This window comes from Microbacterium sp. Leaf159 (assembly GCF_001423615.1).
GTDB lineage: Bacteria > Actinomycetota > Actinomycetes > Actinomycetales > Microbacteriaceae > Microbacterium.
This window is the reverse complement of record NZ_LMOU01000001.1, coordinates 430,525-442,985: the sequence shown is the minus strand read 5'-3', so window position 1 is coordinate 442,985 and position 12,461 is coordinate 430,525. Positions and strand designations below refer to the sequence as shown.

At 69.0% G+C, this 12,461-nt stretch carries 10 protein-coding genes and 1 pseudogene; 4 read left to right on the top strand and 7 right to left on the bottom strand.

The window, feature by feature from the left end; genetic code table 11:
- Positions 1-26: 26 nt before the first annotated feature.
- The gene (pdxY, locus tag ASF80_RS02175) at positions 27-878 is read left to right on the top strand and encodes a pyridoxal kinase PdxY (protein WP_056307601.1); all 852 of its coding nucleotides are present in this window, start codon (positions 27-29) and stop codon (positions 876-878) included.
- A gap of 49 nt (positions 879-927) precedes the next feature.
- On the opposite strand, the gene ASF80_RS02170 is transcribed toward pdxY, so the two are convergent.
- The 5 genes from ASF80_RS02170 to ASF80_RS02150 are packed head-to-tail and all read right to left on the bottom strand — an operon-like array spanning position 928 to position 5,808.
- The gene (locus ASF80_RS02170) at positions 928-1,482 is read right to left on the bottom strand and encodes an HIT family protein (protein ID WP_056307599.1); all 555 of its coding nucleotides are present in this window, start codon (positions 1,480-1,482) and stop codon (positions 928-930) included.
- The gene (gene thrS, locus ASF80_RS02165) at positions 1,479-3,479 is read right to left on the bottom strand and encodes a threonine--tRNA ligase (RefSeq protein ID WP_056307597.1); all 2,001 of its coding nucleotides are present in this window, start codon (positions 3,477-3,479) and stop codon (positions 1,479-1,481) included. The genes ASF80_RS02170 and thrS overlap by 4 nt, the downstream gene beginning before the upstream one ends.
- Positions 3,480-3,525: 46 nt before the next feature.
- The gene (locus ASF80_RS02160) at positions 3,526-3,885 is read right to left on the bottom strand and encodes a YnfA family protein (RefSeq protein ID WP_056307595.1); all 360 of its coding nucleotides are present in this window, start codon (positions 3,883-3,885) and stop codon (positions 3,526-3,528) included.
- A 34-nt stretch (positions 3,886-3,919) separates the two neighbouring features.
- Positions 3,920-4,654, bottom strand: coding sequence for a response regulator (locus tag ASF80_RS02155; protein WP_414845659.1), 735 nt, complete (start codon positions 4,652-4,654; stop codon positions 3,920-3,922).
- Positions 4,621-5,808 carry a sensor histidine kinase gene (locus ASF80_RS02150; RefSeq protein ID WP_056307593.1) on the bottom strand — a complete coding sequence of 396 codons (1,188 nt, stop codon included), beginning with the start codon at positions 5,806-5,808 and terminating at the stop codon, positions 4,621-4,623. Before ASF80_RS02150 ends, ASF80_RS02155 begins: the two co-directional genes overlap by 34 nt.
- Before the next feature lie 180 nt (positions 5,809-5,988).
- Between ASF80_RS02150 and ASF80_RS02145 the strand changes: the two genes are divergently transcribed.
- The 3 genes from ASF80_RS02145 to ASF80_RS02135 all read left to right on the top strand — a co-directional run bounded on the left by ASF80_RS02145 (position 5,989) and on the right by ASF80_RS02135 (position 8,828).
- Positions 5,989-6,939 carry an alpha/beta hydrolase gene (locus ASF80_RS02145; protein WP_056311639.1) on the top strand — a complete coding sequence of 317 codons (951 nt, stop codon included), beginning with the start codon at positions 5,989-5,991 and terminating at the stop codon, positions 6,937-6,939.
- A 62-nt stretch (positions 6,940-7,001) separates the two neighbouring features.
- On the top strand, positions 7,002-7,421 hold the full coding sequence (locus ASF80_RS02140) for a hypothetical protein (RefSeq protein WP_082488152.1): 420 nt from the start codon (positions 7,002-7,004) through the stop codon (positions 7,419-7,421).
- Between the two features lie 57 nt (positions 7,422-7,478).
- Positions 7,479-8,828, top strand: coding sequence for a cryptochrome/photolyase family protein (locus ASF80_RS02135; RefSeq protein ID WP_056307591.1), 1,350 nt, complete (start codon positions 7,479-7,481; stop codon positions 8,826-8,828).
- Positions 8,829-8,844: 16 nt separating this feature from the next.
- On the opposite strand, the gene ASF80_RS02130 is transcribed toward ASF80_RS02135, so the two are convergent.
- Positions 8,845-9,327 (bottom strand): hypothetical protein, encoded by a 483-nt coding sequence (locus ASF80_RS02130; RefSeq protein ID WP_235559857.1) that lies wholly within the window; start codon positions 9,325-9,327, stop codon positions 8,845-8,847.
- Positions 9,328-9,351: 24 nt separating this feature from the next.
- Positions 9,352-12,461: pseudogene (locus ASF80_RS02125) on the bottom strand (DUF11 domain-containing protein); the annotation flags it as partial.

Below are 12,461 nucleotides of genomic sequence, written 5' to 3'. Positions count from 1 at the left end.
CCCGCCCTCATTGAAAGGATCGGGGAATGAAGGTCCTCTCCATCCAGTCCGCCGTCGCGTACGGCCATGTCGGCAACTCCGCCGCGGTCTTCCCGCTGCAGCGCATCGGCGTCGAGGTTCTCCCGGTCTACACGGTGAACTTCTCGAACCACACCGGCTACGGTGCCTGGCGCGGCCCGATGATCGATCCGAACGATGTGCGCGAGGTCCTCACGGGCATCGAGGAGCGCGGCGTCTTCGGCGAGATCGACGCCGTCCTCAGCGGATACCAGGGCGGCGAGGGCATCGGAGACGTCATCATCGACGCCGTCGCCCGCGTCAAGGCCGCGAACCCCGACGCGGTCTACGCCTGCGACCCGGTGATGGGGAACGCGAAGTCCGGATGCTTCGTCGCGCCGGCGATCCCGATCCTGCTGCGTGAGAAGGTCGTGCCTGCCGCCGACATCATCACTCCCAACCAGTTCGAGCTCGGCTTCCTCACCGGGACCGAGCCGGACACACTCGAGTCCACGCTCGCCTCTGTCGACCTGGCGATGGCCATGGGACCGCGCACCGTGCTCGTCACGAGCGTCGAGCGCCCCGACCGAGAAGAGGGCACCATCGAGATGCTCGTCGCCGACTCGGCAGGCGCCTGGATCGTGCAGACGCCTCGGCTGCCCATGAAGGCGAACGGCTCGGGCGACGTGACCGCTGCGCTCTTCACCGCGCACTACGTCGAGACCGGCGACGCGAAGGCGGCGCTCGAGCGTACGGCGTCGAGCGTGTTCGACCTGCTCGCCGCGACCCTGGAGTCCGGTGCGCGCGAGCTGCAGCTCGTCGAGGCGCAGGAGTTCTATGCGAACCCGCGGATGCAGTTCACCGCACGCCAGGTGCGCTGAGCGGATCGAGCGAGCGCGGCGCGATTCGTCTCGTCGCTGCGCTCCTCGCTCAACGGCCGGAGGTCGGCCAGGCGTTCGCCACGGCTTCTCGCACTTCGCCGAGCAGTTGGGGCAGCGCCTTGGTCTTGGCGATGATCGGGAAGAAGTTGGCGTCCGACGTCCACCGCGGCACGATGTGCTGGTGCAGGTGGCCATCGACGCCGGCACCGGCGACAGCGCCCTGGTTCATCCCGAGGTTGAACCCGTCGCAGCGCGACACCTCGCGGAGAACGCGCATGCCGATCTGGGTCAGCGCCCCGATCTCGGCGACCTCTTCGGCCGTGGCCTGGTCGTAGGTGCCGATGTGGCGGTACGGACAGACCAGAAGGTGCCCCGAGTTGTACGGGAACAGGTTGAGCAGCACGTAGGCCGTCTCGCCCCGCGCGACGATCAGCCGCTCGGCGTCCGGGAACTTCGGCGCCTCGCAGAACGGGCACTCCTCTCGCAACGGCTCGGGGCCCGCCTGGATGTACGCCATCCGGTGCGGAGTCCACAGCCGCTGGAACTCGTCGGGGACGCCGGCGAACTCGCCGGCGTCCTCCCACGATGCAGGCGGCGTCGTCACGCCAGATCCCCTGCTGTCTGCACGAGCGTGTGCGCATCGATCGCGGCGCGGATGCGAGAGACCGCGTCCGCGATCGGAACGCCGTTCTCCTGCGTGCCGTCACGGTAGCGGAACGAGACGGTGCCGGCATCGCGGTCCTTCTCGCCCGCGATCAGCAGCAGCGGGACCTTGCCGGTCGTGTGCGTGCGGATCTTCTTCTGCATCCGGTCGTCGGAGGCGTCGAGCTCGGCGCGCACGCCCTGCGTGCGGAGCGTCTGAACGATCTCGCCCAGGTAGTCGGCGAACTCGTCGGCCACGGGGATGCCCACGACCTGCACCGGAGACAGCCACACGGGGAAGTCGCCCGCGTAGTGCTCGAGCAGAATGGCGAAGAACCGCTCGATCGAGCCGAACAGCGCGCGGTGGATCATGATCGGACGCTTCTTCTGTCCGTCCTTGTCCATGTACTCGAGCTCGAAGCGCTCGGGCAGGTTCGGGTCGACCTGCACGGTCGAGAGCTGCCAGGTGCGGCCGATGGCATCACGCGTCTTCAGGTCGATCTTCGGTCCGTAGAAGGCCGCCTCACCGGGGACCTCGGTGAGCTTGAGACCTGATGCCACGGCGACGCGGCGCAGAGCATCCGTCGACGACTCCCAGAACTCCTCGGAGCCGATCCACTTGGACTTCTCGTCGTCCTTCATCGACAGCTCGAGCTCGAAGTCGGTGAGACCGAAATCGCGCAGCATCGACAGGATGAACTCGAGGACCTTCGAGACCTCGTCCTCGAGCTGCTCGGGAGTGACGAAGAGGTGCGAGTCGTCCTGGGTGAAGCCGCGCACGCGGGTGAGGCCGTGCAGCGCCCCCGACAGCTCGTTGCGGTAGACGGTGCCGTTCTCGGCGAACCGCAACGGCAGGTCGCGGTAGCTGCGCGCACGCTCCTTGTAGATCAGGATGTGCATCGGGCAGTTCATGGGCTTCAGGTAGTAGTCCTGACCCTGCTTGGTGATGTTGCCCTCGTCGTCGCGCTCCTCGTCCATGACGATCGGCGGGTACATGCCCTCCTTGTACGTGACGAGGTGGTTCGAGGTGAGGAAGAGGTCTTCCTTCGAGATGTGCGGGGTGTACACATACGTGTACCCGCCCTCGATGTGGCGCTTGCGCGCGTGCTGCTCCATCTCGCCGCGGACGACGCCGCCGCGCGGGTGCCAGACCGAGAGACCCGAGCCGATCTCCTCGGGGAACGAGAACAGGTCGAGCTCCTTGCCGAGGCGCCGGTGGTCGCGCTTGGCGGCCTCCTCGAGACGGTGCTGGTACTCGCGCAGTTCGTCCTTCGACGGCCACGCCGTGCCGTAGATGCGCTGCAGCTGCGGGTTCTTCTCGCTGCCGCGCCAGTAGGCGGCGGCGATGCGGGTGAGATCCCAGCCGTTGCCGATCATGCGGGTGTTGGGCAGGTGCGGCCCGCGGCAGAGGTCCTTCCAGACGACCTCGCCGTCGCGGGTCGTGTTGTCGTAGATCGTCAGCTCGCCCTCACCGACCTCGACGGATGCGCCCTCTGCCGCCTCCTTGCCGCCCTTGAGACCGATGAGCTCGAGCTTGAACGGCTCGTCTGCGAGCTCCGCCCGCGCCTCGTCGTCGGTGACGACGCGGCGCACGAAGCGCTGGCCCTCACGGACGATGCGCTGCATCTCCTTCGTGATGGCCTTGATGTCCTCGGGCGTGAACGGAGTGTCGACGCCGAAGTCGTAGTAGAAGCCGTCGGTGATGGGCGGGCCGATGCCGAGGTTCGCCTGCGGGTTGATCCGCTGCACCGCCTGTGCGAGCACGTGCGCCGCCGAGTGACGGAGGATGTTGAGTCCGTCGGGGCTGTCGATCGTGACCGGCTCGACCTCGTCGGCATCGGTCACTGTCGCGGCGAGATCCTTGAGGGTCCCGTTGACGCGCATCGCGACGACTGAACGGTCAGAGAACAGGGCGAAGCCGTCTTTCGGCTGAGCATTTTCAGGCACTGCACACTCCATCTGGGTCTGGATCTAGGCTACTCGCATGCCCGGGGGCTGCTGACCGCTACGACACCGCCTCGGTCGCGGTGTTCGCGGCCGTCGGCGCCAGGATGATGATCGCCGCACCGACCAGCGCGATCGCCGAGCCGACCCAGTCCCAGATCGTGGGCTTGAAGCCGTCGATGATGATCCCCCACGCCAGGGATCCCGCGATGAACACGCCGCCGTACGAGGCGAGCACGCGTCCGAAGTTCGCGTCGGGCTGCAGCGCCGCGATGAATCCATACGCGCCGAGCGCCATGACCCCGAGCACCGCGAACAGCCACCCCCGGTTCTCCTTGACCGCCTGCCAGATCAGCCACGCCCCGCCGATCTCGGCGACGGCGGCGAGCACGAAGAGGATGCTGATGCGCAGGACGGTCATGCACTCAGTGTGGCAAAGACCCGCGACCCGCGTGTCAGCTGCCGGCCGTCACCAAGCCCGACTCGTACGCGAGGATCACGAGTTGCGCCCTGTCGCTCGCCGAGACCTTCGCCATGATGCGGTTCACGTGGGTCTTCGCAGTGTGCGGCGAGATCGTCAGCCGGATGGCGATGTCATGATTCGTGAGTCCCTCGGCGACGAGCTCGAGAACCTCGCGCTCCCGTGGCGTCAGCGGAGCGAGCACGTCCACCCAGCGCTCCGAACGCGGTGCTCCGCCACGACGCACCGTACGCTCGATCAGCGCCCGCTCGATCAGCGCCCGGGTCGCGGATGATGAGAGCAGCGCCTCCCCCTGGTGCACGGTGCGCACGGCGCGGACGATCTCGTCGGGTTCGGCACCCTTGCCGATGAATCCGCTCGCGCCCGCGCGCAGCGCTGCGACGACGTTCTCGTCGTCCTCGAAAGTCGTCAGGATCAGCACCCGCGGGCGGTGCGACGCATCTCCGTCTGCGGAGGCGGGTGCGTCCGCGCAGATGAGTGACGTGGCGGCGATGCCGTCGAGTTCCGGCATCCTGATGTCCATCAGTACGACATCCGGCGCGGTATCGACGACCGCATTCACCGCATCACGCCCGTTGGATGCCTCCCCGACCACGAGAAGACCGCCATCGACGAGGATGTCCCGCACGGCATGCCGCACGAGAGGCTGGTCGTCGACCACGAGCACCGAGATCGTCATGGCTTCGCGACCGCCGCGGTCGGGATCCACGCCTCGAGCGAGAAGACTCCGCCCTCGCTGCCGAAGTGCACGGCACCTCCGACGGCGGCGACGCGTTCCTGCAGTCCACGCAGCCCGTGGCCGGCACGGGGAGGATCCGACGACTCGTGCGCGGTCGGGTTCACGATCGTCAGGTGCACCGCAGCCCCTTCGGTGCGGAGGGCGACGGTCGCGGTGCCGCCGCGGCCGTGCTTGTGCGCGTTGGTGAGGGCCTCCTGCAGCACCAGATAGGCGACGTGATCGCCGGCCGGCGACAGAGCGAGGCTGCGGTGAGGACTCCGCAGATCGATGCGGAGTCCGGCAGCACGGAAACCGACAAGGAGCGCATCCAGGTCGGCCAGCCCGCTCTGCGGGTGGAGCTCACCCTCGCGCTCGGCTGTGTCAGGGTCGGTGTCGGTGTCAGCGTCGGTGTCGGCGCGCAAAAGCGTCATGAGTCCGCCGATGTCGGCCAGAACCGTCCGTGAGGCGCTGCGCACGGTTGTCAGGGCCTCGCGTGCACGCTCGGGTCGAGTCTCGAGAGAAGACGAGGCGACTCCCGCGTTCAGGCTGATCACGGCGATCTGATGCGCGACCACGTCGTGCAGGTCGCGGGCGATCCGCACCCTGTCTTCCGCGACCCGTCTGCGCGCCTCATCGTCGCGATTGCGCTCGGCCCGCTCTGCGCGCTCGGTCATCGCCACGGCGAACTCCCGTCGCGAGCGGGCGGTGTCCCCCAGCGCTGCGCCCAGGAGGATGATCAGGATGAACTGCAGAGCCGTCGAATCGAAGAGGTCGCCTCCGAGCGCCCATCCGTCGGCCAGGAAGGCGACCACGACCGACGCGCCGAGGGCGAGCACACCGATGCGGCGCCCGAGACCATCGAGCACCGCGTAGCAGGCGATCGCGACGGCGAGGAGCGCGCTCGGCGAGATCGACCCCGCCGCGGCGACGGCGACCACGCACGCCAGGCTGACGCCCAGCGCGGCGAGCGGCCACCGGCGCCTGAAGGGGATGATCACGGCCGGCGCGAGTGCCGGGATGAGGAGCATCCCCGTGGTCCTGAAGGTCTCGTCGGGGAACGGCAGGACGGCGAAGATCACGATCAGCGCGACCACGAGGACATCGCTCATCCGGAACCCGTCTCGGGTGGCACGGGTGGTCGGCATGCATCCAGTATTTCGTGTCTGCACCCGCTCCGGATCCGCCCGACGGATGACTCCCGCGTACTGCGAACGCGGTACCGAGGTGTCCACGCCGGGCTGACGCGCCCGCGGATTCCACGATCCAGGCTGGAAGGACAGGCGCGCGCCACCCTCCCGACACCCGTGCGCGCCGGGAAGGCCATCGTGCGCAAGTCCCTCAGAAGAGCCCTGATCGTTGCGGGGGCCATCGGCACCGTGCTGGCGGTCGGGCTGACGACCACGACCGTGGTGAACGCCGTGTCGACCGAGACGGAGAAGAACCGCATCGAGTCCTACGGCCAGACCGTGTCCGTCGACGGACGGTCGATGAACGTGGTCATCACCGGCGAGGGCGATCAGGACGTCGTTCTGCTCCCCGGCTTCGGCACCGCTTCTCCGGCCCTCGACTTCGGGCCTCTGGTCGCAGACCTCGCGCAGGATCACCGCGTCATCGTCGTCGAGCCGTTCGGCTACGGTCTGAGCGACGGCACCGAGCGGGCGCGGACGACCGACAACATCGTCGAGGAGATCCACGAGGCGCTGCAGTCGCTCGAGGTCGACCGCTACGTCCTGATGGGGCACTCGATCGCGGGCCTCTATGCGATCGAGTACACGAACAGGTATGCGGACGAGGTGACGGCCTTCGTCGGGATCGACACCAGTGTGCCGGGTCAGCCGAACATGGACACGGTCTTCCCCACCGGCCTGTTGGCCGCGGCGAAGAACCTCGGCCTGATCCGCCTCGCCGCGCAGATGACCGGTGACGGTCTCGACGGCCTGGACTACGACGACCGCACGCGCGACCAGATGTCGCTGATCAGCCACCGGAACTCGCTCACCCCCACCTACCTCGACGAGATGACGCACATCCGGACCAACTTCGCGGATGCCGCGGGCACCGGCTTTCCCACCGGACTCCCCCTCCTGCTGTTCGTGGTCGCCGACAACGCCGGCAATCCGGAGTGGATCGACCTGCACGATCGTCAGGCGGCGGAGGTCGACGACGGGACGGTCATCTCTCTCGACGGCGAGCACTACCTGCATCACACGCACGCCCCCGCGATCGCAGACGGGTTCCGGCGGTGGGAGGCTGATCGCCTGCTCGCCGCCCACTGACCCGGTGCGACGCGCCCCGGCGAACAGCGTGCCCTCGGATGCCGTCGGGGTAGCGTGAGCGGATGATCAGAGCACTGGCGCGTTGGATCCTCGCACTCGCCCTGGGGGCGATCGGCATCGTCCATTTCGTGAGCACCCGCGGATTCCGGGTCGTCGTCCCGGACTGGGCGACGAAGGCCACCCGCCTCGACAAGGACGCGATCGTGATCGCCTCCGGTGCTGCCGAGGTCGCGCTCGCTGTGGGACTCGTCGCGCTGCCCAAGGAGCGGCGACGCGTCGGCATCGCGACCGCCGCGTTCTTCGTCGCCGTTCTGCCGGGGAACGTGCACCAGTGGCGGACCCACCGCTCGACCCCTGGTCTCGACACCGAGGCGCGGCGCTTCGGGCGGCTGTTCCTCCAGCCGCTGCTCGTGCTGTGGGCCCTGTGGGCGACCGCTCCCGAGCCTCTCCCGGCGGGCCGCGGCCGGCGTCGTAGCCGCTGAGGTCGGCGGCACGCAACCCCTCTCCGCCGATTCCGTCGCACGGGCGAGAATGGAGCCATGTCCTCCCCCTCGATCGTGTGGCTCCGTGACGACCTCCGCCTCGCCGACAACCCGGCGCTGCGGGCAGCGATCGATCGCAACGAGCCGATCGTCGTGCTCTACGTGCTCGACGAGGAGTCCCCCGGCATCCGTCCGCTGGGCGGCGCTGCGCGCTGGTGGTTGCACCACTCGCTCGACTCGCTGAGCGGGCGGCTGCGTGAGCTCGGGGCGACGTTGACGCTGCGCCGTGGGCCCGCCGAGCGCGTCGTCCGCGAGGCTGTGGCGGACACGGGAGCGAGCGCCGTGTTCTGGAATCGCCGGTACGGAGGAGCGGAGCGCGACGTCGACGCGGCGTTGAAGACGTCGCTCCGCGACGACGGGCTCGAGGTCGCATCCTTCGCCGGCTCTCTGCTGCACGAGCCGTGGACGGTGAAGACCGGAGGTGGCACGCACTTCTCGGTGTTCACACCGTTCTGGCGTGCCTGCCTCGCCCTCCCCGCGCCCCGCGCGCCGCTCCCCGCACCACGGAGCCTCGACGGGGCATCACCCAGCCCCGCCTCCGACGACCTCGACGACTGGGGCCTGCTGCCGACGCGACCTGACTGGGCCGGCGGCCTGCGCGAGACGTGGGAGCCCGGCGAGCCTGCTGCACGGGCCCGGCTGAGATCGTTCCTTCACGACGACATCGGCACATACGACCGGGCGAGGGACGAGCCGTCCGCCGGAGCCACCTCGCTGCTCTCGCCGCGACTGCGCTGGGGCGAGCTGAGCCCGTTCACCGTCTGGCACGAAGCGGTCGACGCGCACGGTGCCGCGGGATTCCTCTCGGAGCTGGGCTGGCGCGAGTTCGCGTGGCACACGGTGTTCCACTCCCCTGATCTGGCGACCGTGAACCTGCGCCGTCAGTTCGACGCGTTCCCCTGGCCGCGCCTCGACCCGGCCCAGCTCGCTGCGTGGCAGCACGGCGACACCGGTGTGCCTCTGGTGGATGCCGGGATGCGAGAACTCTGGCACACCGGCTTCATGCACAACCGCGTGCGCATGGTCACCGCGTCGTTCCTCGTCAAGAACCTGCTGATCGACTGGCGGCGCGGCGAGGAGTGGTTCTGGGACACGCTCGTCGACGCCGACGGCGCGAGCAACCCGTTCAACTGGCAGTGGGTCGCCGGATCGGGAGCCGATGCGGCACCGTACTTCCGCGTGTTCAACCCCGAGCTCCAGGCCAAGAAGTTCGATCCGCACGGCCTGTACATCTCGGAATGGGCATCGGATGCGCCGACCGAGCCGATCGTCGACCTCGCCGCCACCCGCAAGGCGGCTCTCGCCGCCTACGACGTCGTCAAGCGGTCCGCCCAGTCGACGTCGTGAGCGCGGCGCCCGCGCGTCAGGAGGCGTAGCGCTCGACGCGGAGCACGCAGTCGAGGGCGTCGTCCTCCACGGCGACCGACGTCTCCCAGTCGGCGCTCGCGCCGGCATCGATCGACTCGACGTCGACCTGGGTGAGCGACCGCGTGTCGCCGCCCTCGGTGAGCAGCGAGACGTAGATCCGGTACGACGCCGCGGCTTCGCTGGAGTTCGTCACCGAACCCGCGATCTCCCAGTGGTCGCCCGCGAGCTCGCACGTCTTGACCTCGGCATCCGCGAGCGCGCCCACGAGACCTTCACCGGAGCCAGGCGTGTCGGTGATGTCCGTGACGCCCGCTTCGGCCTGCTCGGTCGCGGTCGGCGTGGGCGTGGGCTCGGGGGCGGAGTCCGTGCACCCGGCGAGGACGAGGCCGAGAGCCACGGCGATGCCGGCCACGACCACCCCCTTGGTCGCCGTGCGGCGTCCTGCGGTGGACGGGGAGGTTGAGCTCAGGTTCAGCATCGTGTGGCCTTTCAGTGCGGATTGCTAGGAGGAGAGGTTCTGGGGGCGCATCGAGCGACGACGGCGTGCGGCGAGCATCAGCACGAGGCCGGCGAGCAGCAGCAGTGCGGACCCGCCGACCAGAGGCAGCGGGTCGCCGCCGCCCGTGAAGGGAAGCAGGCCCGTCGGGGTCGGCTGCGGGAGGTTCACCGCGTCTGAGGCGACGTCGAGCACCTGCACCCCGGACTCCGCCTCGACGCTCGTCACCACAGCGCGAGAGGTCACCACGGTGCCTTCCATCGCGGGGGTGATGATCACGGTGGCGGTCGCTGTGACGCTCTGGCCGGGGAGCAGCACGCCGGGCTCACCGGGCCACGCGTAAGTGATCGCCGAGAGCCCCGGGTACGGGTCGGCGATGCGCACGCCGGTGAGAGTCGTGGTGCCGGTGTTCGTAACGGTGTAGCGGAAGATCAAGGTGTCGCCCGCGAAGCCCTTCTGGCCGTCCTTGACCGAGATGCTCATGCCGAGACTGATGCTCGGGGCGTCGGGCACCTCCACCCGCACGGAGTCGGATGCGTCGACGGTCGAGCCGTCCGGCGCGGTGCCCACCACGGAGGCGGTGTTCTCGATGTGCTGGCGCACGACGTCCGCGGCCGTGATCACGTAATCGGCCGTGACGGTCACGCTCTGGCCTGCGGCCAGCACGCCCGGCGTACCGGGCCAGGTCACGGTCGGTGCACCGAGTCCGGCGAGCTCATCGGTCACCTCGACATCGGACAGCGTGACGTTGCCGGTGTTGGTCACCGTCACCACGTACCGGATGCCGCCGCCCTGCTGCGCTGCGCCGTTGAGTTCCGCCGTCTTCTCGAGCGTGAGAGCGGGTGCCGCGGTGATGACCGTCTCACCCGGGGACTCGTCGCGCACGATCGTGCCGTCGCCGTCTCCCGTGGCCACCGCGACCGAGGTGATGACACCCGCGTCGACATCCGCCTGGGTCAAGGTGTAGGTCGCGGTCGCCGTCGCCGACTGGCCGGGAGCCAGCACACCGATCTCGCCCGGCCACGCGATGCCGAGCGCGCTGAGACCCGCCTGACCGTCGGAGAGCGTGACACCGCGAAGCGTGGTGTTCCCGGTGTTCGTGAACGTGAAGGTGTACTCGACGAGGTTACCGGGGCGACCGGTGGCGCCCTGCGCGAGCACCTGGGACTTCTCGAGGTCGATCGCCGGAGCCGCAGCGATGGTCGTGACGACCGACTCCGGGGAATCGGCGGTCACCGGGTCACCGCCCGGCGTCAGCGCACCGGCCGACGCGATGTTCCGCACCTCGCCCGCGTCGATGTCCGACTGCAGCAGCGTGTAGGTCGCCGTCGCGGTGACGGATCCTCCCGGCGCGAGACTTCCGACCGCGTCCGGCCATGCTCCGTAGGAGATGTCGGACAGTCCGTCGAGCGAGTCGGTCAGCGCGACGGAGGAGAGCGAGAAGGTGCCGGTGTTCGTGATCACGAAGTCGTACCTGATCTGTGTGCCGACGCTGCCGTCGCCCAGGCGCGTGCCGATCTTCGAGACGTCGAGGGATCCCGTGCCTCCCACCAGCGGCACGATCGTCATCGGCGTGCGACTGCTGACGGCTGCACCCGTCGGGGGCGTGCCGGAACCCGTCGCCGTGTTGCGGACGGTGCCCGCATCGACATCCGCCTGCGTGATCAGATGCGACGCCGTGATCGTCACGGTCTGTCCGGGCAGCAGGCGACCCGGGTTCGCCGCATCCGGCCACGTGTAGACGAAGCCGGTGAGTCCCGTCACCGTGTTGCTGAGGGTCACTCCGTTGAGGGTCGTGTTGCCGGTGTTCTCAATCGTGAAGGTGTAGTCGACCGAGTCTCCGAGCACACCGACGTCTCCGGCGGCGAGTCCGGCGGTCTGGGTCGCACGGATCGCCTGCTCAGGGTTGGTCGGTGTGTCCGTGGCGATCGTGAACGGGGCGGAGCTGTCGGAGACGACGACTCCGCGCGGGGAGGTTCCGAACGACGTGGCGACATTCGTGATCGAGCCGGCATCGACGTCGTCCTGGGTCACCGTGTACCGGGCGACGCCGGTCGCGGTTCCCCCGGGCGGAAGGATGCCGGTGGCCGACGGGAACTCGATCTGCGGGGTGCCCAGACCCTCCAGGTCGTCCTGCAGGCGGATGAGGCGCAGGGTCACGTTTCCGGTGTTCGTGATGTCGAACGTGTACTCGATGATGCTGCCGACACCGCCCGTGCCGCTGACGTACGAGCCGCCCTTGACCGTCTGGATCGACGGATCGTGCTCGGCTGTCTGGATGGGCTCGATCGTCGAACGGGTCGAGAGCACCTCACCGGCCGGCGTCGTGCCGCGGACGGATGCCGTGTTCTGCACGGATCCCCGATCGACGTCCTCCTGGCTGATGTCGTAGGTCGCCGTGCCGCGTGCGATCTGTCCCGGCGCGAGCACACCCGCGGCAGCGGGCCAGTCGACGGTGATCGGTCCGATGCCGACGAGCTCATCCGTGATCGCCACGCCCGAGAGCGTCACGGTGCCGGTGTTCTCGATGCGGAAGTCGAAGGTCACGCCATCTCCGGCGCTGTTCGCGCCCGCGGCATCCAGGCCGCCCGTCTTCGTGAACACGAGACCGGGAGCTGCGACGAGCGACACGGTGGCGGGCGTCGTGGCCGCAGCCCGAGCACCCGTCGGCGGTGTGCCGGTTCCGGTGACGAGGCTGGTGACGCTGCCCGCGTCGACGTCGGCCTGGGTCAGGACGTACGTCGCTGTCGCGGTGACCGACTGACCTGGCACGAGGACGCCCTCCGTGCCCTGCCACACATAGGCGGGCGCGGACGCACCGACGAGGGCGTCTGCGAGGGCGGCGCCGGTCAGAGTCACGTTGCCGTCATTGGTGAGGACATACGTCCACGTCACCACATCACCGGCCCGTCCGGTCGCTCCCGGAGCCAACGCACCGGAATCGGTCACAGACACCGCCGGAGCCGCAGCGACCGTCGCCACCACACTCTCCGGCGACACCACCGTGATCGGCTCACTCCGCGCCGGCACACCAGACGCCGACGCCGTGTTCACCACACGACCCGCATCCACATCCGCCTGCACGATCACATACGACCCCGTCGCCGTCGCCGTCT

Bases quoted from the DNA above. Each gene is read 5' to 3' on its own strand.
- ASF80_RS02140 (WP_082488152.1), top strand. From the start codon at position 7,002: ATGATCAGAGCACTGGCGCGTTGGATCCTCGCACTCGCCCTGGGGGCG.
- ASF80_RS02130 (WP_235559857.1), bottom strand. From the start codon at position 9,327: ATGCTGAACCTGAGCTCAACCTCCCCGTCCACCGCAGGACGCCGCACG.
- thrS (WP_056307597.1), bottom strand. From the start codon at position 3,479: ATGGAGTGTGCAGTGCCTGAAAATGCTCAGCCGAAAGACGGCTTCGCC.
- pdxY (WP_056307601.1), top strand. From the start codon at position 27: ATGAAGGTCCTCTCCATCCAGTCCGCCGTCGCGTACGGCCATGTCGGC.
- ASF80_RS02160 (WP_056307595.1), bottom strand. From the start codon at position 3,885: ATGACCGTCCTGCGCATCAGCATCCTCTTCGTGCTCGCCGCCGTCGCC.
- ASF80_RS02135 (WP_056307591.1), top strand. From the start codon at position 7,479: ATGTCCTCCCCCTCGATCGTGTGGCTCCGTGACGACCTCCGCCTCGCC.
- ASF80_RS02150 (WP_056307593.1), bottom strand. From the start codon at position 5,808: ATGCCGACCACCCGTGCCACCCGAGACGGGTTCCGGATGAGCGATGTC.